The sequence below is a fragment of the Streptomyces racemochromogenes genome, from assembly GCF_044129415.1.
Taxonomy (GTDB): Bacteria; Actinomycetota; Actinomycetes; order Streptomycetales; family Streptomycetaceae; genus Streptomyces; species Streptomyces racemochromogenes_A.
Genome location: NZ_JBBDHD010000026.1, coordinates 1 through 22,218, shown reverse-complemented (window position 1 = coordinate 22,218; position 22,218 = coordinate 1). Strand labels below are relative to the sequence as shown.

The 22,218-nt window shown below is 74.6% G+C and carries 16 protein-coding genes; 7 read left to right on the top strand and 9 right to left on the bottom strand.

Features of this window, described 5'->3' with window-relative positions:
- The first annotated feature begins 61 nt into the window (after nt 1-61).
- A complete protein-coding gene (locus tag WDV06_RS13075) occupies nt 62-1,693 on the top strand; it encodes an MFS transporter (RefSeq protein ID WP_395509861.1) in 1,632 nt (543 codons plus the stop codon).
- Nucleotides 1,694-1,840: 147 nt separating this feature from the next.
- On the opposite strand, the gene WDV06_RS13070 is transcribed toward WDV06_RS13075, so the two are convergent.
- The 4 genes from WDV06_RS13070 to WDV06_RS13055 all read right to left on the bottom strand — a co-directional run bounded on the left by WDV06_RS13070 (nt 1,841) and on the right by WDV06_RS13055 (nt 5,454).
- Entirely contained in the window at nt 1,841-2,263 is a 423-nt protein-coding gene (locus WDV06_RS13070; RefSeq protein WP_395509860.1) for a DUF7144 family membrane protein, read from the bottom strand.
- Nucleotides 2,264-2,325: 62 nt separating this feature from the next.
- Nucleotides 2,326-2,730, bottom strand: a complete 405-nt coding sequence (locus WDV06_RS13065) for an SHOCT domain-containing protein (protein ID WP_395509859.1) — start codon at nt 2,728-2,730, stop codon at nt 2,326-2,328.
- 141 nt (nt 2,731-2,871) lie between these two features.
- Nucleotides 2,872-3,459: a potassium channel family protein gene (locus tag WDV06_RS13060; protein WP_395509858.1), complete on the bottom strand. Its 588-nt coding sequence runs from the start codon at nt 3,457-3,459 to the stop codon at nt 2,872-2,874.
- Nucleotides 3,460-3,582: 123 nt separating this feature from the next.
- Complete coding sequence (locus tag WDV06_RS13055) at nt 3,583-5,454, bottom strand: diacylglycerol/lipid kinase family protein (RefSeq protein ID WP_395509907.1); 1,872 nt, start codon at nt 5,452-5,454, stop codon at nt 3,583-3,585.
- A 254-nt stretch (nt 5,455-5,708) separates the two neighbouring features.
- On the opposite strand from WDV06_RS13055, the gene WDV06_RS13050 reads away from it, so the two are divergent.
- The 6 genes from WDV06_RS13050 to WDV06_RS13025 all read left to right on the top strand — a co-directional run bounded on the left by WDV06_RS13050 (nt 5,709) and on the right by WDV06_RS13025 (nt 14,000).
- The gene (locus tag WDV06_RS13050; RefSeq protein WP_395509857.1) at nt 5,709-8,312 is read left to right on the top strand and encodes a LuxR C-terminal-related transcriptional regulator; all 2,604 of its coding nucleotides are present in this window, start codon (nt 5,709-5,711) and stop codon (nt 8,310-8,312) included.
- 126 nt (nt 8,313-8,438) lie between these two features.
- Nucleotides 8,439-8,636 (top strand): hypothetical protein, encoded by a 198-nt coding sequence (locus WDV06_RS13045; protein ID WP_395509856.1) that lies wholly within the window; start codon nt 8,439-8,441, stop codon nt 8,634-8,636.
- A 47-nt stretch (nt 8,637-8,683) separates the two neighbouring features.
- Complete coding sequence (locus WDV06_RS13040; protein ID WP_395509855.1) at nt 8,684-10,093, top strand: DUF2252 domain-containing protein; 1,410 nt, start codon at nt 8,684-8,686, stop codon at nt 10,091-10,093.
- 51 nt (nt 10,094-10,144) lie between these two features.
- Nucleotides 10,145-11,494, top strand: coding sequence for a hypothetical protein (locus tag WDV06_RS13035; protein ID WP_395509854.1), 1,350 nt, complete (start codon nt 10,145-10,147; stop codon nt 11,492-11,494).
- 142 nt (nt 11,495-11,636) lie between these two features.
- Entirely contained in the window at nt 11,637-12,587 is a 951-nt protein-coding gene (locus tag WDV06_RS13030) for a hypothetical protein (protein ID WP_395509853.1), read from the top strand.
- 105 nt (nt 12,588-12,692) lie between these two features.
- Nucleotides 12,693-14,000 (top strand): phosphatase PAP2 family protein, encoded by a 1,308-nt coding sequence (locus tag WDV06_RS13025; protein ID WP_395509852.1) that lies wholly within the window; start codon nt 12,693-12,695, stop codon nt 13,998-14,000.
- Here WDV06_RS13025 and WDV06_RS13020 read toward each other — a convergent pair.
- The 5 genes from WDV06_RS13020 to WDV06_RS13000 all read right to left on the bottom strand — a co-directional run bounded on the left by WDV06_RS13020 (nt 13,910) and on the right by WDV06_RS13000 (nt 21,880).
- Nucleotides 13,910-14,950: a SigB/SigF/SigG family RNA polymerase sigma factor gene (locus tag WDV06_RS13020; protein WP_395509851.1), complete on the bottom strand. Its 1,041-nt coding sequence runs from the start codon at nt 14,948-14,950 to the stop codon at nt 13,910-13,912. The two genes, WDV06_RS13025 and WDV06_RS13020, sit on opposite strands and share 91 nt — an antisense overlap.
- A gap of 81 nt (nt 14,951-15,031) precedes the next feature.
- On the bottom strand, nt 15,032-17,335 hold the full coding sequence (locus WDV06_RS13015; protein WP_395509850.1) for a SpoIIE family protein phosphatase: 2,304 nt from the start codon (nt 17,333-17,335) through the stop codon (nt 15,032-15,034).
- Between the two features lie 9 nt (nt 17,336-17,344).
- Nucleotides 17,345-20,404 carry a hybrid sensor histidine kinase/response regulator gene (locus WDV06_RS13010; RefSeq protein ID WP_463668212.1) on the bottom strand — a complete coding sequence of 1,020 codons (3,060 nt, stop codon included), beginning with the start codon at nt 20,402-20,404 and terminating at the stop codon, nt 17,345-17,347.
- 68 nt (nt 20,405-20,472) lie between these two features.
- Entirely contained in the window at nt 20,473-21,573 is a 1,101-nt protein-coding gene (locus WDV06_RS13005) for a carboxylate-amine ligase (RefSeq protein WP_395509848.1), read from the bottom strand.
- A 67-nt stretch (nt 21,574-21,640) separates the two neighbouring features.
- Nucleotides 21,641-21,880, bottom strand: a complete 240-nt coding sequence (locus WDV06_RS13000; protein WP_395509847.1) for a hypothetical protein — start codon at nt 21,878-21,880, stop codon at nt 21,641-21,643.
- Nucleotides 21,881-22,218: the final 338 nt, after the last annotated feature.

Sequence of the window (22,218 nt, the reverse complement as noted above, 5' to 3'; positions counted from 1 at the left end):
ACCGCCGGCGCGGCGGCGCGTCGCCAGGGGACGGCCGGGAGCGGCTGGGATGCTGGCCCGCATGGCTTCCCACGGCACGCCACCGCGTACGACGTCCCCTCGGGCCACCCTGGTGGCACTCGCGTCCGCGCAGTTCCTCATGGCCCTGGACAGCTCGGTCATGAACGTCTCCATCGCGACCGTCGCGGAGGACGTGGGTTCGACCGTGACGGGGATCCAGGGCGCCATCACCGCCTACACCCTCGTCATGGCGATGTTCATGATCCCCGGCGGGAAGGTCGGGGCCCTGATCGGCCGCAAGCGGGCGTTCATGATCGGTGGCGTGGTGTACGGCTGCGGTTCGTTCACGACCTCGATCGCCCCGAACCTGCCCGTGCTGCTGCTGGGCTGGTCGTTCCTGGAGGGCGTCGGCGCGGCCCTGATCCTGCCCGCCATCGTGGCCCTGGTCGCCCAGAACTTCGCCCCCGAACGCCGGCCGGCCGCGTACGGCCTGGTCACCGCGGCCGGTGCCGTCGCGATCGCGGTGGGTCCGCTGATCGGCGGCCTGGCGACGACCTACTTCTCGTGGCGCTGGGTCTTCGCCGGCGAGGTGGTCCTCGTGATCGTCATCCTGCTGCTCTCCCGGCAGGTCGCCGACGCCCCGGCCGAGGCCCGGCCCTCCATCGACTTCGTCGGCGCCCTGCTGTCCGTCCTCGGCCTGGGCCTCTTCGTCTTCGGCGTGCTGCGGTCCGGGGTGTGGGGCTGGTTCCTGCCGAAGACCGACGGACCGTCCTGGCTCGGGCTCTCGCCCGCGGCGTGGCTGATGGGGGCCGGGCTGTTCCTGGTCTGGGCCTTCCTCACCTGGGAGCGCCGCGTCGCCCGGAGCGGCCGGGAGCCCCTCGTGGACCCGGGCCTGCTGGCCAACCGTCAGCTGACCGGCGGTCTGACGATGTTCTTCTTCCAGTACCTGGTGCAGATGGGCGTGTTCTTCCTCGTCCCGCTGTACCTGTCGGTCGCGCTCGGCCTGTCGGCCCTGTCCACCGGGGTGCACATCCTCCCGCTGTCGCTGACCCTCATGGCCGCGGCGATCCTGATCCCGAAAATGCTGCCGGACGTGTCCCCGCGCCGGGTGGTGCGACTGGGGGTCCTGGCGCTGCTGGCCGGCGCGGTGGTCCTGATGGCCGCCCTCGACCTGCACGCGGGCCCCGAGATCGTGACCCTCCCGCTGCTGCTGATCGGACTCGGTATGGGCGCGCTGGCCTCCCAGCTGGGTTCGGTCACCGTGTCCGCCGTGCCGAACGAGCGGAGCGCCGAGGTCGGCGGCGTGCAGAACTCCGTGACCAACCTCGGTGCCTCGATCGGGACGGCGCTCGCCGGATCGGTCATGCTCGCGGTGCTCACGTCCTCGTTCCTCACCAGCATCGAGCAGAACCCGGCGGTCCCGGACCCGGTCAAGACCCAGGCGTCCGCGGAGCTCGCGAGCGGGGTCCCCTTCCTGTCCGACGCCGCCCTCAGGACCGCCCTCGACCAGGCGGGCGCCAGTCCCCAGGTGTCCGAGGCGGCCCTGGACGCCAATGCGCAGGCCCGGCTGGACGGGCTGCGCGCCGCGCTCGGGATCCTCGCCTTCACCGCGCTCGTCGCGCTGTTCTTCACCCACCGGATCCCGACCGCCCAGCCGCGCTCGCCCGGGGGAGCCCCCGCCCCGCAGGGGTGACCCCCGTACCCGAGTACTCCCGTACCCCCGGACGTGCGGCGCCGGTACGCGGTGTGCCGCGTACCGGCGTCCGGTGCCCGAGGGGGCGGGGGAGGGGACTGGGCGGGTGGTGCGGGCCCGGTCCCGACCCGGGGCTTCATGGTCCCGTCATCGCATGTCCTCCGGGGAGATGATGCACAGCGCCCAGATGACGAAGCCGCTGAGGGCGATGGAGACGATCGCCCAGAACGGGTAGTAGGGCAGGGACAGGAAGTTCACGAGGATGACGAGGGACGCGATGACGATCCCCGCGATCCGCCCCCACAGCGGTGCCTTGAAGAGGGCGGCCCCCACGACCACGGCGATGATGCCGAAGATCAGGTGCAGCCATCCCCAGGTGGTCAGGTCGAACTGGAAGACGTAGTTCGGCGTGTGGACGAACACCTCGTCCTCGGCGATGCCCATGATGCCGCGGAAGATCCCGAGCACTCCGGCGATGAGCAGCATCACGGCGGCGAATACCACCAGCCCTCCGGCGGCCGCCAGGGCCGTGTCGGAGTGGCCCCGAGGCGTGGTCGGTGTGTGTGCCATGGTGATCCTTCTTCTTCACGGGCCGGGGCCTGGGGCCCGGCCGGCCGATCCGGGGGCGGGCGCTAGCGCAGGATCTTCTCCTTGGCCCGCTCGTACTCGGCGTCGGTGATGTCCCCGCTGGCCCGCAGCTGCGACAGCTTGGCCAGTTCGTCGACCTGGCTGCCGGAGCCGGCCGTCGCACGGATGTAGGCGTCCATGTCGGCCCGCTGCTCCTGGACGTGCTTGATCTCGCGGGCACCCATGCTCTTGCCGCGGGCGATGATGTAGACCAGGACGCCCAGGAAGGGCAGGATCACCACGAAGATCAGCCAGCCGGCCTTTCCCCATCCGCCCATCCCGTCGTCTCGGAAGATGTCGATGATGATGCGGAACAGCAACATGAACCACAGCACCCACAGGAAGATCCACAGGACCGTCCAGAACGCACCCAACAGCGGGTAGTCGTAGGCGAGGAGCTGGCTCTCCATCGTGCGCCTCCTTCTTCCAGCACAGCGACGTGCGGGCGGGGCGGCCCCCGCCGATCGCCTTCAGGATCGGTGCCGGGGCGGGTGGTGCCTTCACCCGCGACGGGTGATTCGAGGGGCCCGTGGCGGCCCCGCCGCCGGACGCTAGCCCGGGTCCCGGGTGCCGGAGGTCTGGCGCCGGACGGCCGCCTCCACCGCGCCGAACAGGATCCGCGTGGCCACGCCGACGGCCAGGACGTTGACCACCATCTGCGTCATCACCAGGACGCGCGCGGGCTCGGTACGGGCCACGATGTCCCCGAAGCCGACCGTGCTGAAGACGGTGAGCGTGAAGTACAGGGCGTCGGTGCGGGTGAGGGACTCGCTGAAGCTCCCGGGCGTGGTCTCCTCGATGACGAAGTAGGTGGCCGCGTACATCAGCAGGAACAGCGGCATCGTGGTGGTGAGCGCCTCGATGGCCCGCAGCCGGGGGTGGGCGGAGCGGGCGATCGACCGGATCTGCAGGGCGAAGACGGCCGTGACGGCGCTCAGGCCGACGACGAGGTCCCTGACGTCGACGTCGCGCCGGGTGAAGGGGAGCAGGAAGTACGCGGAGACGAGGACCGTGATCGTGGCCAGGCACCGCAGGGCCACGACCAGCGCCGCCCGGCCCCGCCGCTCCCGCCGCTCCTGCCGGGGTGCCGCGGCCGCGGCGGGCGGGGTGCCGTCGGGGGTGGGGTCCGTCGCGTCCATCCCGGCCTCCTGCCCGACCCTCGCCCGTCCTGGGTGACAGCATGGACCACGCCGTCACGGATGACGGGGATACGGTGCCGTGGGTCCCGGTGTGCACACGGATGGGCGCGCGCCGCCGTCCCGTCAGTGCGACAGGGCCGACTTGGCGGCCACGATGACGGCGCCCAGCAGCAGGTTGAACAGGGCGGACACGGCGACCAGACGGCGCGGCGCCCCCGCGCGCACCGATCCGGCGACGGCCCACCCGATCTGGCCGCACAGGGCCACGCCCAGCGCCAGCCACACGGTCCCCTTGACGTCGAGTCCGAACAGGGGGCCGAGCCCCAGGGCGACGGCCGGCGGCACCGCGGCCTCCAGGATGGACCGCTCGTCCCTGCACACCGTCCGGAACTCGCGCCAGGTCAGGTGACCGTTGGCCAGGGAGATGCCGAACAGGTGCGCGTAGACGTGCGCGATCCAGAACACCAGGCCCGTGCACAGCAGCAGCCCGGCCAGCTCCCCCCGCGGGTAGGGGCCGCCCGGTACACCGGCCCCGACGATGACGGAGGCGGCCAGCATCGACCCGTAGACGGCGCCCATGTAGTCGACGGGTGCCCGGTCGGGTGAGCGGTGCCAGTGCCAGTGACCCCTGTGGGGCGCGGCCGCACCCGCCGCACCGGCCGCCGTCCGGGCGGCGCCCCCGGGCGCGGCGGGCGGCTCCGGGCGGCGGCGGCCCGCCGCCCGTCCCACCGTCAGGGCCAGCCGGCGCACACCGGCCCAGTCCATCGGCACGCCGGCGCGGTTCCCCGGCCGGCGCCTCGGTACGACGACGCGCAGGGCGCCGGGCTCCACACGGCAGCGCACGGGAGCCGGCAGCATGATCGACTCGCCGTCGATGCCGACGCGCACCTGCGGCGCGTCGGAGTCCACCTCCACCTCGCGCGCGGTCAGCGAGGTCAGCCCCGTGGAGCGCGCGCCGCGCAGGATGCCCGCGGCCTGGGCGGCGTTGTTCACCTTGATCGCGAGGACGCCGAGGACGCCCGTGTCGAGCCGGCTGCGCCGGCCCAGGCCCGCCGGGTCGCCGGTCCCGTAGGGATTGTTGCTGACCAGGACGGCCTGCGGGGCGTCGACCGCGGCGCCCCCGGCCCGCACCGTCAGCCGGGGGCCGGTGTGGCGCGCCAGCAGGTCCGGCAGCAGGCTCAGCGTCGTACGGATCTTGTCGTCGCGGTACGCCGGGCTCTGGACCACCTCGGCGTAGGTGCCGAAGGAGGCGTTGTTGACGAAGGCGCGGTCGCCGACGCGGCCGAGGTCGACCCGCAGTTCGACACCGTCGGTGAGGGCGTCCAGGCAGGTGGACGGGTCGCGCCGGTCCAGCCCGAGGTCCATCGCGAAGTGGTTGCGGGTACCGGCGCTGATGACCAGGAACGGTACGCCGCGCTCGGCGGCGACGGCGGCGACGAGGGCCTGGGTGCCGTCGCCCCCGGCGACCCCGACGAGATCCGCACCGCGGTCCACGGCCCGGCGCGCGAGCTCGGCGACATCCTCGTGGCGGTCGGGGTCGAGCAGCACCACCTCGGCGCCGAGCGCCTCGGCCTTCTCGCGGAGCCGGAAGGCGCCGACCTTCCCGCCCCCCGACCGCGGGTTCATGATCAGGAACGGCTGCCGCGGCCGCGGCGCCGGACGCCCGGGCATGCGCGACCGGCCCTCGTCGGCCAGGGCCGAGCGGCCCGCCGCCACGGCCAGCCCCCACAGGGCCACCGCGCACAGCACCACCCACAGCAGCTCCGCGCGCACGTACGAGACGATCACGGCCACGGGCGACGCCACGGCGAGGACCAGGGCCGCCCAGCGGATCGGCCCGCGGTGGGCCAGGAACAGCCACACGGCCGCCGCCGTGACGGCCACCCCGGCCACTCCCACCGCCACCAGGACGATGCCGCGCAGCCCGGCGAAGACCAGCATGACGACCAGCGCCGCCGTACCCGCCAGCAGCGCCAACCGGGCCTTGGCGTGCATGCTCACGCGGCCCACCTCCACTTCCCGACGCACCACGACCCCTCCATTGGCCCCCGCGCGGGCCGGGTCCGCATCGCCCGGGCCGGGCGATGTGCGCGGCGTGCGATCAAGACGGCGGGACGTGACCATGGAGGGGCACTGCTCGGGGCCCCGCCACCGCTCCCCAGCGGCTCCGGCGGCGGGCGCGGACACGGACACCAGAGCCGGAGGAAGGCCCGGCCCATGACGAGCCGCCCCACCGGGGGTATGACCTCATGACCGTGCCTCTCACCGGCGACCCCTTGCTGGCCGCCAAACTCGCCGTGCCCTGCCACGCCCCCGGCCTGGTGCGCCGGCCGCGGCTGCTCAACCGGCTCACCCTGGGCACCCGGGGGCCCCTGACGCTGATCACGGGAGCGCCCGGGGTCGGCAAGACCGCCCTGGCCGCCTCCTGGGCCCGGTCCGCGTCCGCCGCCGACCCCGTGGTCTGGGTGACCGTCGACGAGGACGACACCCCGGGCGTCTTCTGGGCCTACGTCGTCGAAGGACTCAGGCGCTCCGGGGCCCTGGCCGGGGACGACCTCGGCACACCCGTCTGCGCGGACGAGGTCGACCGGTCTCTGCTCGTCCGCCTCGCCGCCGCGCTCGAACTCGCCCCCGCGCCGCTCGTGCTGGTCGTCGACGGCCTCGACAAGGCCCGGGGCGGCGCCGTCCCCGACGGCCTGCGGTTCGTCTCCGAGCACGCCGGCCCGGCCCTGCGGCTGGTCCTCGTCAGCCGGGAGGACCCGCCGCTGCCACTGCACCGCTACCGCGCCGAGGACCGCGTCCACGAGATCCGCGAGCACGACCTGGCGTTCACCCGCAGCGAGGCGGTCCAACTGCTGCGCGGTCAGGGGGCCGCCCCGGACGACGAGCTCGTGGACGTCCTCCTGGAGCACACCGAGGGCTGGGCCGCGGGCCTGCGCCTGTGCGCGCTCGCCATGGCGCGCTCCGACGACCCCGCCGCCTTCGCCCGCTCCTTCACCGCCTCCGAGCAGGCGGTCTCCGACTACCTCCTCACCGAGGTCCTCGCCGCCCAGCCCGAGCCGGCCCGCGAGCTGCTGCTGCGCACGGGAGTCCTGAACCGGGTCCACCCCGACCTCGCGGCGGCCCTCACCGGCCGGAGCGACTCCGGCCGCATCCTCCAGGACCTGGCCCGCTGCCACGCGTTCGTGGAACCGCTCCCCGGCACCCGGTGGTACCGCTTCCACCCCCTGTTCGCCGAGGTCCTGCGCGCCCACCTGCGCAGCAGGCAACCCGAGCTGGAACCCCTGCTGCACCGCCGCGCCGCCCGCTGGTACGCCGGACAGGGCCGCAGCGCCGAGGCGGTGGAGGAGGCCGCCGCCGGCGGCGACTGGAGCTTCGCCGCCGCCCAGACCGTCCAGCACCTGCTGGTCATCCCCCTCCTCGCCGGCTCCGGGACCTCGCCGTCCGCCGACGACTTCTCCCGGATGCCCGAGGACGTACCGGGTACCAGGGCGGCCCTCGTCGCGGCCGCCTGCTGCATGGCCCGCCAGGACGTCGCGGGCTGCCGCTCCCGGCTCGAACGGGCCGAGGAGGCCCCCGGCGCCACCGCCCTGGAGGCCGAACCGGCCGACGGGCTCACCGCCGCCCTGCTGCGGCTGCTGTCCGCCCCCGGCGCCGCCGACGACCAGGCCCGCCGGGTGGCCGAGCTCCTGGCACGCGTACCGCCGGAGGAGCGCGCCCGCCACCCCGAGCTGGAGCCCCTGCGCCTCTACGGCCAGGCCTGTGCCCGCCTGCGCGGCGGTCGCCTCCAACCCGCCCGCGAACTCCTCGAACAGGCGGCCGGGGCCTGCTGCGGGGACACCGCGGTCCTGCTGCGCCACCGGTGCCTGGGGCGGCTGGCCCTGGCCGACGCCGCCGCCGGAGAGCTGGCCCGCGCCGAGGAGCACGGGGCCGCCTCCCTGGCCCTCGCCGACCAGCACGGCATCCCTGATTCCCACCGCTCCGGCGCGGCGGGCCTGGCGCTCGCCGCCGTGGCCCTGGAGCGGGAGGAACTCGCCGCGGCGGCCGGCCACCTCGACCAGGCGGATCTGCTCGCCGACACCCGGCGCGACCCCGACCTCGTCATCGAGCGGGCGGTGCTCCGGGCCCAGTTGCAGATCGCCCGGGGCGGCTGGGAGGCCGCTCTCACCCACCTCGACGGCCACCTCGACGGCACGGCCGCCGCCTCCCCCGGGCCGGCCGCGCGCCTGGCCGTCGCCCACGCCACCGCGGCCCTGGCCCGGGGGGACGTCGACGCCGCGGCCGCCGCCCTGGACCGCGTCCGGCCGGACGACGCCCCGCCCTCGCACACGGTGGCCCTGGCACAGGTGCGGGCCGCCGCCGACCACCCCGTCCAGGCCCTGCAACTGATCGAGACCGCGGAGGAGTCCGAGGCGGTGACCGTGCCCGACCGGGTCCGCCTGCTCCTGCTCCGCGCCCACCAGGCGCTCCTCGACGGACACGAGGACACGGCGCGCGACCTGCTCGTCCAGGCCCTCGACACCGCACGCCCCGAGGGACTCAGACGGCCGTTCACGGAGGCCGGCCCCTGGGTGCGGCACCTGGTCCGCGGCCTTGACGGGCGCAGCGGCTCCGCCGCGTGGCTCGGCACCCCGCACGCCCCGGCCGACCGGCCGGTTGTCGAGGAGCTGAGCCCGCGTGAGCGGGAGGTGCTCCGGCAGGTGGCGCGGATGATGTCCACCGACGAGGTCGCCGCCGAGCTCCAGCTGTCCGTCAACACCGTCAAGACCCACCTGCGCGGGATCTACCGCAAGCTGTGCGTCTCCCGCCGGCGCGACGCGGTGGAACGCGCCCGCGAACTGCACATGCTGTGACCCCGCCGCCACCCGCGCGGCCGTTCCTCACCTGCGACGGGTGAGGTGCCGCGGCGGGCCGGCGGCCACGATGGACGCGGCGGGCCCGACCGGGCTGCGGCGACTGGGAGAGAGGGACGGCTGCCCATGCGCTACGAATTTCGGATCACGGGCCGCGTATCCGAGCCCGTCGCCCATGCCTTCCCGGAGCTCCGGGAGTTCCCGGCGGCCCGTCAGACCCTCTTCTTCGGCACCGTGACGGACGAGGCACACCTCTACGGCCTGCTCGGACGGTTCCGGGACCTGGGGCTGCACGTCGAGGAGATGCGGCGCCTGCCCGACTGACCGGGCACGCTCGCCCAAGACCCACGCAGGCAGGAGGCGGGAGCACCGTGACCACGTTCCCAGTCGCCCCGGGCGAAGCCCCCACACCGGCCGACCGCGCCCAGCGCGGCAAGGCGGCGCGGGCGGCTGTACCCCGGTCCGGCCAGGCCCTGTTCGACCCGGGGCCCGACCGGCCCGACCCCGTGGAGGTCCTGCTGGCGCAGGCCGCCTCACGGGTTCCCGAACTGGTGCCCATCCGGCACGGGCGCATGCTGAAGTCACCCTTCTCCTTCTACCGGGGCGCCGCCGCCGTCATGGCCGCGGACCTGGGGCGCGCACCCCACACGGACCTCACCGTGCAACTGTGCGGAGACGCCCACGTCATGAACTTCGGCCTCTTCGCCTCGCCCGAGCGCTCCCTCGTCTTCGACGTCAACGACTTCGACGAGACCTACCCCGGCCCCTTCGAATGGGACGTCAAGCGGCTCGCGGCGAGCCTCGCCGTCGCCGGCCGCGAGAACGGGTTCACCCCCCAGGACCGGGCCGCCGTCGTGGCCGAGGCCGTCTCGGCGTACCGGCGCCGGATGCGGCGCCTCGCCGAGATGCGCGTCCTGGACATCTGGTACGCCCAGGACGACTCCGAGGAGCTCCGCCTGATCGCCGCACAGGGCGGCGACCGGGTGCTGCGCCGCACGGACCGCACGCTGGCCAAGGCCCGCAGCCGGGACCACCTCCAGGCCCTCGCCAAACTCACCCACCGCGTCGGCGGGGAACTGCGCATCGCTCCCGCCCCGCCCCTGGTCGTGCCCCTGTCCCACGTGCTGGGTGAGGGCGGCCGCACGGACCAGGACACCGTCGTGCGCGGGCTCATCGAGGCGTACGCGCAGAGCCTGGCGCCCGAGCGCCGCGTACTGCTGGCCCGCTACCGCCCGGTCGACGTCGCCCGCAAGGTCGTCGGCGTCGGCAGCGTCGGCACCCGCTGCTGGATCGTCCTGCTGACCGGCCGGGACGAGGACGACCCGCTCCTGCTCCAGGCGAAGGAGGCCCAGGAATCCGTCCTCGCCCCCTACACCGCCCCCGCGGGCTACGGGAGCCAGGGCCTGCGCGTGGTGGCGGGGCAGCGGCTGATGCAGGCCGCCAGCGACATCTTCCTCGGGTGGATGCGGGTCACCGGCAACGACGGCAGGGAGCGCGACTTCTACGTCCGCCAACTGCTCGACTGGAAGGGCTCCATCCGCGCCGAGACGATGCGCCCGGAGGGCCTCAGCCTGTTCGCCCGGGCCTGCGGCTTCTCCCTCGCCCGCGGCCACGCCCGGTCCGGCGATCCCATCGCCATCGCCGGCTACCTCGGCATGGCCGACACCTTCGACCGGGCGGTCGCCGCCTACGCCGAGGCGTACGCCGAACAGAACCTGCGCGACTACGACGCGTTCCTCGAAGCCGCCCGAACCGGCCGTGTGGCGACGGCCGAGGGCTGACCGACCGCCCGCGGGCCGCGGCGGCGGGCACCGAGAAGAGGAGGACGAACCATGGACCCGACTGCCCCGGTCCCCTCCGGCCCCGAAGGGCCGCACCCCCCGCTCAGCGCGGAGGAGCGCGCGGAATACGCACGGCTGCGCAAGGCCGCCTCGGTTCGCCACCGGCGCCTGCACTACGCGGGGGCCTCGGTCCTGCTGCTGCTCGCGCTCCTGCTGTCCCCGCTCGCCGTCGTGTCGGCCTGGGTGGACGACACGATCACCGACACGGACCGGTACGTGCAGACGGTGGCGCCCCTCGCCGACGAGCCCGCCGTGCAGAACGCCGTCAACGACAAGCTGACCGCCCGCGTGGTGGCCAACGTCGACGTCAAGGCGATCACCGAGGCCCTGGGCCGGGCCCTGCAACAGGCCGACGCGCCGCCCCTGGTCGTGGAGAAATCGCAGGCCCTGGAAGGCCCCCTGAAGAGCGCCCTCACCTCGGCGGTCCACGCCGTGGTGGCCAAGGTGGTGGCGAGCGACCAGTTCGACACCGTCTGGACCGAGGCCAACCGGCGGGCCCAGGCCGCCGTGGTCAACGTGCTGACCGGCGAGGGGTCCAGCGCCGTCGCGGCCAAGGGCGACACGATCGTCCTCGACCTCGGCACGCTCACCGACCAGCTCAAGCAGCGGCTGACCGACGCCGGGTTCGAGAAGGCGTCGGCCATCCCCGAGGTGGACAAGCAGATCCCGCTGCTCAAGGTCGACAAGCTGGACAAGGCCCAGGACGCCATGCGGCTGCTGAACGTCGTGGGCGTCTGGCTGCCCGTGGTGGCCCTCGCCCTGGCGGCCCTCGCCATCTGGTGCGCCCCCGCCCACCGCGTGTGGCTGATGGCCACCGCCATCGGCGTGGGCGTGATGATGGGCGTCCTGCTCGTCGCCCTGGCCGTGGCCCGGAGGATCTACCTCGACTCCGTGCCGCCGGAGACCCTGCCGCCCGACGCCGCCGCCGTCATCTACGACACGCTGGTGCGCTTCCTGCGGGAGAGCGCCCGCACGCTCATCGTCGTCGCCGTGATCACCCTCCTGGCCGCGTACCTGTACGGGCCGGGGCGCGGCGCCCGCGTCGTGCGCACCGAGGCGCGCCGGGCCACCGGCGCCGGAGGCCGCCACCTGCAACGGCTCGGCGTGCGGACCGGTTCCACGGGGCGGTGGCTGGCCGGGCACGGGGCGTGGACGACCGGCGTGGTGATCGGGGCCGGAGCGCTGACCCTGCTGCTCTGGAACCATCCGACGCCCGCCGTCGTGGCCGTCGTCTTCGGGATCGTGGTCCTCGTCCTGGTCCTCCTCGGCGTCCTGGCGGCCGCCCCGGGCGACGGGGCGCCCCACGGAGCGCAGCCCGGCCGCCCCACCCGTGGCGGATGATGCGGACGGACGGCGGACGGGGGAGCCTGGAACAGCCAGGCAGGCGCCGCCCCGGACACCGGGGCGGCGGTCCGCCGGAGGCGCGGGCCGGGACGAGGGTCCTCGCCTCCCACTGACCCGACGGCGCCCGAGGAGGCGCGTGATGGCGGCCACCCCGGAGGGGGCGCCCGAGGTCCTGCTGCGCGCGATCGTGCGCAGGCCGGACCGGATGCCCGAACTGCTCGCCGGCTTCGCCCTGCGCCACGCAGGACCGCGTGCGGCACGGAGCGTGGCCCGGCTGCGCGCCGAGCGGCCCGAGGCGGACGCCGGCGCGCTGGGCGCCGCGGCGGTCGACCGCGGCATCCGCAGGACGGTCGCCGAGGGGGCCTTCGTCGGCGGCCCGTTCCTCCTCTTCATCCCGGTCGCGTTCTGCGCGGCGCTGCTGAGCCAGGCCCGGACGACCCTGGAGCTGGCCGCGCTGGCCGGACGCGACCCCACAGCGCCGCGGCGGGCCGCCGAGCTCCTGGTGCTGCAAGGGGTCTACGCGGACGAGGACGCGGCGGAGCGGGCCCTGACCGCACAGGAGGGCGGCGGCGGGCCGCCGGAGCCGTCGGGGGACCCGCCGCGGCGCCGGAGGTCCGCGACCCTGATCGCGCTGACGCTGCGCATGGCCAAGCTCCTCGGGCTGATGCCGCCCCGGGCCAAGGACGGCCGGCCGACCGCCCGCGAGCGGCTCGGCATGGCGGGCCGCTGGGCCCTCCTGGGGCTGACGTTCCTGGTGGGCACGGTGGTCCCGCTGGTGTGGCTGCCCTACATGGCGGTCTCCTACCGCAGGGCGAGCCGCCAGGTCCTGGGCCGCGCCGCTGCGTACTACCTCACCGACGCGCCGCTGCCGCGCCAGCGCGGCTCCGGCTCGCGTCTGGAGCCCGGCATGCTGGCCGCCGTCGCCCGGGCCCTGATGTTCGTGGGTGTGCCGGTGCTCCTGGTCGCCGCCGTCGACCTCGGGGTGGCCGGGGGCACCTGGCCGGTGGCCTCCGCCGTGGTGGTCGCGCTGACCCTCCTGTCCGGCTGCGTGTGGCACGTGCGGCGCCGTCGCCGCCGCTCGGGGGATTAGCATGTGCGGACCGACCAAGACCAAGTTGAAACATGAACATCGGCTGAAGAATTGATATCTGCGATATCGCGAGCGGTTTCACGAACGGACGGGGGAGACGGGGAGGTGCCCCGGAGCCGGGCCCGGGTGGTGCTGTGGGCTGCCGCCGCCGTGGTGGGAGTCGGCTTCCTCGTCGCCCTGGAGATCACCTCGCGCCACTACGGCACGCCGGGCCCGATCACCGCCCAGGCGCGCGAGGTGTTCTTCCCGCCCCGCTCCGGGACGGTGCTCTACGCCGCCATGACGCTGATGCTCGTGGCGCTGACCTGGCGGCAGCGGTTCATCGCCGTCGGCGCCGCGGTCGGCATCGACCTGCTCTTCTGGCTCGGCCGCTGGGCGGCCGGCACTCCGACGATGTTCGGCAACGGCGCCCTGATCGTCACCCTGGCCTGCGCCGTCATCGCCGTCACGCGCCGCACCGGCCGGGAGCGGACGCTGCTGCTGAAGGGCGTCGGGCTCGCCCTGCTGCTGGTGGCCGGCCGCAAGACCGGCTACACCTGGCTCGACATCACCGCGAAGACCCGTCCGATGGTGCTCGACCAGTACGTGGCGACCGCCGACCACGCCCTCGGCAACCCCTCGTGGGTGGCCGGGAGGATCGTGCGGGCCACCGGCGCCGTCGGTGAGCACGTCCTGGACTGGGTCTACATCCAGCTGGCGGTGGGCGCGGTCGTCGTCGCCCTGTACCAGCTGCGCCGGGTGGCGGCCGAGCGCCGTTTCCCGACCCACCACCTGGTCCGCACCTTCCTGGTGATCGGGCTGCTCGGACCGGGCATCTACATGGTCTTCCCGGTGGTCGGGCCGATCCTCGCCTACGGCGCCGACGGCGGGCAGTGGGCTCTGGCCGACCTCTGGCCGAACACCCCTCCGCCGCTCGGCACCCCGCAGGCGATGCCCTTCGACGGATTCACCCCGCGCAACTGCATGCCGAGCCTCCACACGGCGTGGGCGACCGCGATCTTCATCCATTCCCGCAAGGGCCCGCGGGCCCTGCGCTGGCTCGGTGCGTTCTGGCTGGTCGCCACGCTCGGGGCGACGCTCGGATTCGGCTACCACTACGGCGCCGACATCCTCGCCGGCGTGGTGTTCACGGTCACGATCGAAACGGCGCTGCGCGCCTTCGACCGCGGCTGGGAGCGGCGCGGGACCCTGCTCGCCTGCTACGGCGCCGTCGTCTTCACCGTGCTGCTGCTCTCCTACCGGTTCCTGTCGCAGCAGCTGGCCGCGCTGCCGTGGCTGGGCGGACCGCTGCTCGTCCTGGCGACTGCCTCGGTGGTCTACGGCTACGTGCGCACGGCCGCGCTGTGGGACCGCGAGCCCCTGCCGGGAGCCGTGCCGCAGCCGCGGCGCGCGGCGCAGCCCGAGCTGGTCTGAGCCGCGGACCCCTCTTCGGAGGGCTCCGGCGGCTCGTCCGTCAGCAGGCCCGTCCTCAGGGTCTCCAGGGTCCGGCTGAGCAGCCGGGACACGTGCATCTGCGAGATGCCGAGCCGTTCGCCGATCTGCGACTGGGTGAGCTCCTGGCCGAAGCGCAGCGACAGGATCTCCCGGTCCCGCTCCGGCAGCTCCGCCAGCAGCGGCTTGAGGGACTCCAGGCATTCGATGCGCTCGTAGACCGGCTCCTCCTCGCCCAGCGGGCGCTGGGCGGTACCGGAGTCGGCGTCCTCCTGCGCCGGCGCGTCGAGCGAGCGCGAGGCGTACACCTGGGCCGCCCGGCGTCCCTCGGCCAGCTCGGCCTCCGTCAGCCCGAGCCGGACGGCCAGCTCGGCGTCGGTGGCGCCCCGGCCCAGGTCCTGCTCCATCTCGTCCGAGGCCTTGGCCAGGTTCAGCCGCAGCTCCTGGAGCCGGCGGGGGACCTTCACGGCCCAGCTGGTGTCGCGGAAGAAGCGCTTGATCTCGCCGGTGACGGTGGGCAGCGCGAAGGTGGTGAACTCCACCCCGCGGGTGACGTCGTACCGGTTGATGGCCTTGATCAGGCCGATCGTGCCCACCTGCACGATGTCCTCGAAGGGCTCGCTGCGGCCGCGGAAGCGGCGGGCCGCGTACTTGACGAGGCTGAGGTTCAGCTCGACGAGGGTGTTGCGCACGTAGGAGTACTCGGGCGTGCCCTCCTCCAGGGTGCCCAGCCGGTGGAACAGGGCCCGCGACAGGGTCCTGGCGTCGGTGGTGCTGGCCTTGAGCGGCTCGGCCAGGATGTCCGCCACCGGCTCCCCCAGGGGTGTCACCGGGGGCTCCTGCGGCGGACGGGTATGGCAGGCGCCGCACGGGGCCTCGGGTGCGGGGCGGGTGCGGGTCTGCCGGGTGCTGGTCTGATGGATTCGGGTCATGGAACGGACCTCCGGCCCGTGTAGGTATCACGTGATTCATACCCGTTCTATCCGATATGACCCTTTCCTTTACGCGGTGCCTCAGGAGACCCGCACCACCACCAGACTGGTGTCGTCGTCGGTGTCCCCGAGAACCGCCGCCATCAGCCGGTCCGCCAGCTCCTCCGCAGGGCCCGGCCGCAGCCTCTCCGCCGCCCTGCGCAACGCCTGCAGGCTCTCGTCCAGCCCCACGTGCCGCCGCTCGATGAATCCGTCCGTGTACAGCAGCAGGGTGTCCCCGGAGCGCAGCTCGGTGTAGGTCTCCCCGTACCGGGCCCCCGGCAGCGCGCCCAGCAGGACGTTCGCCGCGCCCGCCATGAACCGGGCCCGCCCGCCGCGCAGCAGCAGGATCGGGGGATGGCCGGCCCCGGACCAGAACAGCGAACGGTCCGCCGGGTCGAACAGGGCGCACACGGCCGTCGCGGTGGGCTGCCCGGGCGTGTGCAGCGTCACGTCGTTGAGCCACTCCATGAGCCGGCCGGGAGGGTTCCCCGTGAAGGCCAGACCGTGCAGCGCCCCGCGCAGGGCGATCATGGCGGTGGTGGACTCGATGCCGTGCCCGGCGATGTCCCCCACCGTGACCAGCACCTTGCCGTTCGGCAGGGACTGCACGTCGTACCAGTCGCCGCCCACCCGGTACTCCGCGGCGGCCGGGCGGTAGCGGGCCGCGACCCGCAACCCGGGCGGGGTCTCCAGGGCGGGGGCCTCCGGGACGATGGCGTGCTGGAGCCCCAGCACCAGGTGGTCGCGCAGCTCGGCCTCGGTGCGCGCGGCGGACAGCTGGTCGTACGTGGCGGTGAGCGCCACCTCCGTGTGGTGCTGCGCCGAGACGTCCTGGAACACGCCGACGATCCCGGTCAGCGCGCTGCCCGTCAGCACCGGCTCGGCCGCCACCCGGACCCGGCGCACCCCGCCGCCGGGCCGCACCACCCGCACCAGGACCTGCCCGCCCTCGTGCCGGTCGGTGAGCGAGGCCAGCAGGCCGCCCAGCCGCACCGAGTCCTCGGTGTGCAGCCGCGCCCCCAGGGACCGCAGCGGCACCGCCGGGTCCTCGGGGTGCAGCCCGAACACCGGGTACGCGTGCGCGCTCCACACGGTGGTGCCCGCGACGAGGTCCTCCTCGAAGACCGCCAGCTGGTCCAGCCGCGCCAGCGCCCGGGTCACCGGCGGGCCGCGCCGGTCGTCGGCGTGCCACAGCACCGCGGCGCGCCCCCCGCCCAGCGGAAGCACCCGGACCTCGGCCATCAGGGGCGCGGTCGCCGTCCCCGCCTTGGCCGGCGGCGCGTGGGAGGGGGCCGCCGGCAGGGAGGGGACGTACTGCGGGGCGCCGGTCGCGTTCGCCCGCGCCAGCAGCCCGACCAGCTCCTCGTAGACGGCGGGGAAGAGCTGTGCGACGGGCCGCCCCTCCGGCGAGGGCGGGGGCGTCAGGACGCGCAGCGCGGCCGGGTTGAGGTAGTCCACGGTGTGGGCCCGCCCGAAGCCCACGGCGTCCCGGTCCCCGGCCGGGACCGCCACGCTCACCAGCATCGCCGGCAGCACCAGCTCCGACAGGACGGCGGTGAGGCGGGGCACCGCGCCGGCGCCGGCGCCGGCGTCGGCGCGTTCGAGCACCTGGCCGGCGGGACGGCACAGGGCGGCGGTGGTGGCACGCAGCCCACTGTCGAGGACCCGGGCACCGGGCCAGACGACCAGCGCCAGCCCGACGCCCTGGCCGCCGCGGTCCAGGGGGACCAGCCCCCGCGCCGCCTCCGGGCGCGGACCGGGAAGCCGGCCCTCGGCTCCCGGGCCGTCGGGGAACCACGCGGGCAGGCCCACCGCCAGCGCGCGGTGCAGCGGCCCGCCCGTCTCCGGCGGCACCCACCGCCAGTGCGCGGCCTCCAGGGGGGTCGCCCCCGCCTGCCCGGCCAGTTCCAGGCAGTCGGTCTCCGTACGCCGCCACAGGTAGACGGACTCGGCGCCGAGCCGCCGCAGCCCGCCCTCCAGCAGGGCCGACGCCGCCGCGGCGGCCGTGTCGGAGGTCAGCACGGCGGTGGTGCCCCGGCGGATCCGGCGGGCCTCCGCCGTCGGCACCGCCTCCGGGGCCCCCGGGACCGGGTCGCGCGCGGCGTCCGGGCCGGCGGCCGCGTTGAGGATGTCCGCCGCGAGGTCGGCCGCGCTGAGCCCCGTCGACACGGCCAGCCGGACCAGGTGGTCGGCCGCCTCGTCGGGGGACAGGGACAGCTGGGCCATCAGCACCCCGCAGGCCAGGTCCAGGAGGCTGCGCCGGGCCCGGTCGGCGTGCAGCGCCGCCACCTCGGCCGTCAGGTCCGCGACGGCCGAGGTGAGTCCGCTCTCGGGCAGGGCCATGCCGGCTCCTCAGCGGGGTGTGAGCCAGGTGCGCAGGGCGGTGAGCAGCCGGTCGGGGGCCACGGGCTTGACCACGTAGTCGGACGCCCCGGCGGCAAGGGCCTCCGTCCGGTCGCCCGGCATCGCCTTCGCGGTCACCACCACCACGGGCAGGTCCGCCAGCCCGGGCATGGCGCGGATGGCCCGGGTGGTGGCGTAGCCGTCGAGACCGGCCATCATCAGGTCCATCACGACCAGGTCGACCTCCGGGTGCGCGGCCAGCAGCCGGATCCCGGCCTCGCCGTTGTCGGCGGTCAGCACCTGCATCCCCGCCGACTTGAGCACCTCGGTCAGCGCGTAGACGTTGCGGGTGTCGTCGTCGACCAGGAGCACCGTCCGGTCCCGCAGGCCCTCCTCGTCGACGGCCTCGGGGGGCGGGGCCACGGAGGCGTCGTCGTCCCGCTGTCGGCCGGACCCGCCCGGGGCCTGCCGGGACTGTGCCCTGCCGTCGCGTTCCGGCAGGTAGAGGGTGAAGCAGCTGCCCCGGCCCATGGTGCTCTCGGCGGTGATGGTGCCGCCGAGCAGCTTGGAGACCTCGCGGCTGATGGACAGGCCCAGTCCGGTGCCGCCGTACGCCCGGTCGACGCCGGTGTCGCCCTGCTGGAAGGCGTCGAAGACCGATTCCAGCTGCTCGGCGGCGATGCCGATGCCGGTGTCGATGACCCGGAAGGCGAGCACGGGACCGGTGCCGCGCAGCGGGTCCGGGACGTCCTGCGGGGCGGTCTGCTGCACCCGCAGGGAGACCCCGCCGGTCCGGGTGAACTTCAGGGCGTTCGAGACCAGGTTGCGCAGCACCTGGCGCAGCCGGGCCTCGTCGGTGACCAGTCCCTCGCCCGCCGACGGGGCACGGCTGACGGTGAACTCCAGGCCCCGCTCGTCGGCGACGGGCCGGAAGGTGACGTCCACGTAGTCCAGGACGCGCTGGAGGGAGACCGGCTCGGGGTGCACGTCCATCCGGCCGGCCTCCACCTTGGACAGGTCGAGGATGTCGTTGATCAGCTGGAGCAGGTCGGAGCCGGCCGAGTGGATGACGGCCGCGTAGTCCGCCTGCTTCTCCGTCAGATTGCCCTCGGCGTTCTGCGCGAGCAACTGGGCCAGGATCAGCAGGCTGTTGAGCGGGGTGCGCAGCTCGTGGCTCATGTTGGCCAGGAACTCCGACTTGTACAGGGAGGCCCGGGCCAGTTCCTGGGCGCGTTCCTCCAGCTCCTGGCGGGCCTGCTCGATCTGGTGGTTCTTCCGCTCGATGTCGCGGTTGCGGTCGGCCAGCAGGGCCGCCTTGTCCTGGAGTTCGGCGTTGCTGCGCTGGAGCTCGCGCTGGCGGGCCTGGAGTTCCCCGGACCGCGCGCTCAGCTCCGCCGTCAGCAGCTGCGAGCGCTCCAGCAGTTCGTCGGTGCGGGCGTTGGCGGTCAGGGAACTGACGTTGACGCCCAGCAGTTCGGTGCACTGCTCCAGGAAGTCGCGGTGCAGTGGCGCGAACGGGCGCAGCGACGCCAGCTCCAGGGCGCCGAGCACCTGCCCCTCGAAGACGATGGGCAGCACGATCAGGGTGCTGGGGTCGGCGGAGCCCGTGCCGGTGTGGACCGGCGCGTACCCCGGCGGCAGTTCGTCCACGACGAGTACCCGGTGGTCGGCGGCCGCCTGGCCGACCAGGGACTGGCCCACGCGGAAGCGGCGGGAGGCGGCCGTCGGGTCGTCGGGCAGCCCGTACGAGGCGATGGCGACGAGTTCGGGCCCCCCGGTGCCCCCGTCGCCGTCGGGGCCGCCGGGGCCGTCCTGGGCCAGGAAGAAGCAGCCGTACTGCGCGTGGACCAGCGGCGGCAGCTCGCGCATGATCAGCCGGGCCACCGTGGTCAGGTCGCGCCGGCCCTGGATCCCGCCGGAGATCCGCGCGAGCTGGGTCTTGAGCCAGTCCTTCTCCTCGTTGGCCCGGGTCGTCGCGCGCAGCGACTCCACCATGGAGTTGATGTTGTCCTTGAGGGTCCCGACCTCGCCGGGCGCCTCGACCGCGACGGTACGGGTCAGGTCGCCGCGGGCCACGGCGCTGGTGACCTCGGCGATGGCCCGTACCTGGCGGGTGAGGTTGCCCGCGAGTTCGTTGACGTTCTCGGTGAGCCGGCGCCAGGTGCCGGACACGTCGGCCACCTCGGCCTGGCCGCCGAGCCGGCCCTCGCTGCCGACCTCCCGGGCCACCCGGGTCACCTCGGCGGCGAACGAACCCAGCTGGTCGACCATCGTGTTGATGGTCGTCTTCAGCTCCAGGATCTCCCCGCGGGCGTCCACGTCGATCTTGCGCGTCAGGTCGCCCTCCGCGACGGCCGTGGTGACCTGCGCGATGTTGCGGACCTGGTTGGTGAGGTTGTCGGCCATCGAGTTCACGTTGTTGGTCAGGTCCATCCAGGTGCCCGACACTCCGTGGACGGTGGCCTGGCCGCCCAGGTTCCCCTCGGTGCCGACCTCCCGGGCCACCCGGGTGACCTCCTCCGCGAACGAGGACAGCCGCTCGACCATCGTGTTGATCGTGTCCTTCAGCTCCAAGAGCTCCCCGCGCGCGTCCACCCTGATCTTCTGCGTGAGGTCGCCCCTGGCCACCGCCGTGGCCACCTGGCTGATGTTGCGCACCTGCGAGGTCAGGTTGTCGGCCATGCTGTTGACGGCGTCGGTCAGCTCCCGCCAGACGCCCCCGACCGGCGGTACCCGCGCCTGCCCGCCGAGCCGCCCCTCGCCGCCGACCTCCTGGGCCACCCGGGTGACCTCGGTGGTCACCTGGGACAGCTGGGCGACCATGCCGTTGAAGACGGCCGCGATGTTTCCGGGCAGGCCGCCGGCGTCCTCCGGAAGCCGGGTGTCCAGATTGCCGTCGCGGACCGCCATCAGGCCCGCCAGCAACTGCTCCAGCGTTCTGTCTGTCTCGTCCATGGTCAGTCCCGAAGAGGAGCCGTCGCCTCCACTGTGACACGGGTGGGTTCCGTCCGGGCGTCTGCCCGCGCCGGGCCCGCGTACTCCGAACCGGTGCGGTGCCGGACACCGCACCGGCGTGCCTCCGCCCCGGGGCGCCCGGCGGGCCGGGCGGCGCGGGTCACCGCCGGTCACGGGACGCGCTACGCCGAGGCGGTGGTGGTGGCGAGGGCGTCGACGACCTCGGTGAGGCGGCCGTGCCGGCGCAGCACCGCGCGCTGCCGGTCGGCCCCGCTCCCCTCATGGCGCAGCCGGCGCAGCAGGTCCTCGACCAGGGCCAGGTCCCCGGAGGCCTCAAGTCCAGGCGCCGCCCGGGACAGGAGGCGGTCCACCAGGGTGCCGGCGGGCAGCCGTTCGCCGCTCACCGGGTCCAGCCCCCAGCCGTGGAGCCCCTCGACCGCGGCCAGCTCGTGCGCCGCGCGCAGCCGCCGGTCGGAGACCTCGGGGGGCGGCTGCCGGTGTTCGGCGTCGATGAGCAGTGCCTGGGCGAGGCCGCGGACGAGGGCCGTCAGCAGGACCACCGTGTCGAGGTCGGCGTTGGCGTCGGCGACGCGGATCTCCAGGGTGGGCACGTGCTCGGAGGGGCGCGCGTACCAGTACAGCATCCGCCGGTCCATCAGGACCCGGTGCTCCACCAGCGCGGCCACGTACGCCTCGTACTGCGCCTCGCGCATCACCGGGGCGGGTCCGACGGTGGGCCAGCGGGAGAACGCCTTGTAGCGCCAGCTGTCGAACCCGGTGTCGTGGCCCAGCACGAAGGGGGAGTTCCCGGTGAGGGACTGCAGGACCGGCAGCCAGGGGCGCATGTGGTGGGACAGGGACAGGGCGGTGGCCCGGTCGATGGTGCCGAGGTGCACATGGCAGCCGCACACCAGCCCGTCGTACGGTCCGACGAGCGAGGCGAACGTGCGGGCCATGCGGCGGTAGCGGTCGGTGTCGGTCACGGTCAGCGGCCGCAGGGGCGGCACGGCCGGAGTCCCCGTCGCCACCAGCCGGCAGCCGTGCTCCTCCGCGGCCGCGCCGGCCACGCGCCGCAGCCGCGCCAGCTCGGCCCGCAGCCCGGCCGTGTCGGCGACGGGCCGGGTGCACACCTCCACCTGGGCGGCGAAGAACTCGGTCTGGACCTGCTCGCCCAGCTCCTCGGCGGCCGCCGCGATCACCGCGGGCGCCCGCTCGGCCGGCCGCCTGCTGACCCGGTCGACCAGCAGGAACTCCTCCTCCACGCCCATCGTCAGCGCACGCATCAGGCTCTCCTCGCTTCGGACCGGGCACATACCCGCGTGGGCGGGGCGCAGTCGCGCGCAGGCGCGTTCAGCGGTCGTCGCGCATGTCGTACAGGTCCTCCTCGTCCAGGTCCCTCATCACGTCGCGCAGCGTCGCGTCCTCCCGGCCCCGCTCGTGCGCCACCTCGCCGGGGCTGCGCGGCCGCCCGCCGGTCCGCGGCTGCCCGGGACCCGGCGCACGCCCCCGGCCCCGCTGCCCGCGGGCCTGGCCCTGGTCCTGCTGCCGGTCCTGGTCCCGGCTCCTGTTCCCGTCGTGCCGGTCGCTCATGACGCACACTCCTCGCACCCCCCTTAGAACGTACTCCCCGGCGTTTGTCCGTACCTCTCCTGGGAAGACGCCGACGCGCCGCCCCGTGGTCTCGAACGCGGGGCGGACCACGTGTCCGGCCGAGAGGCGGCGGGGTGCCGGGCGGACCACGATGGAGGGGAACGGGCTCGGTTGGGAGTGCGTGCCTGATGGACGAGGACATCCAGGTCGACGACCTGATCGACAGCGCGGCGCAGGCCGCCGGCGGCTGGCTGGGCTCCCTGGGGGGGGGGGGGGGGGGGGGGGGGGGGGGGGGGGGGGGGGGGGGGGGGGGGGGGGGGGGGGGGGGGGGGGGGGGG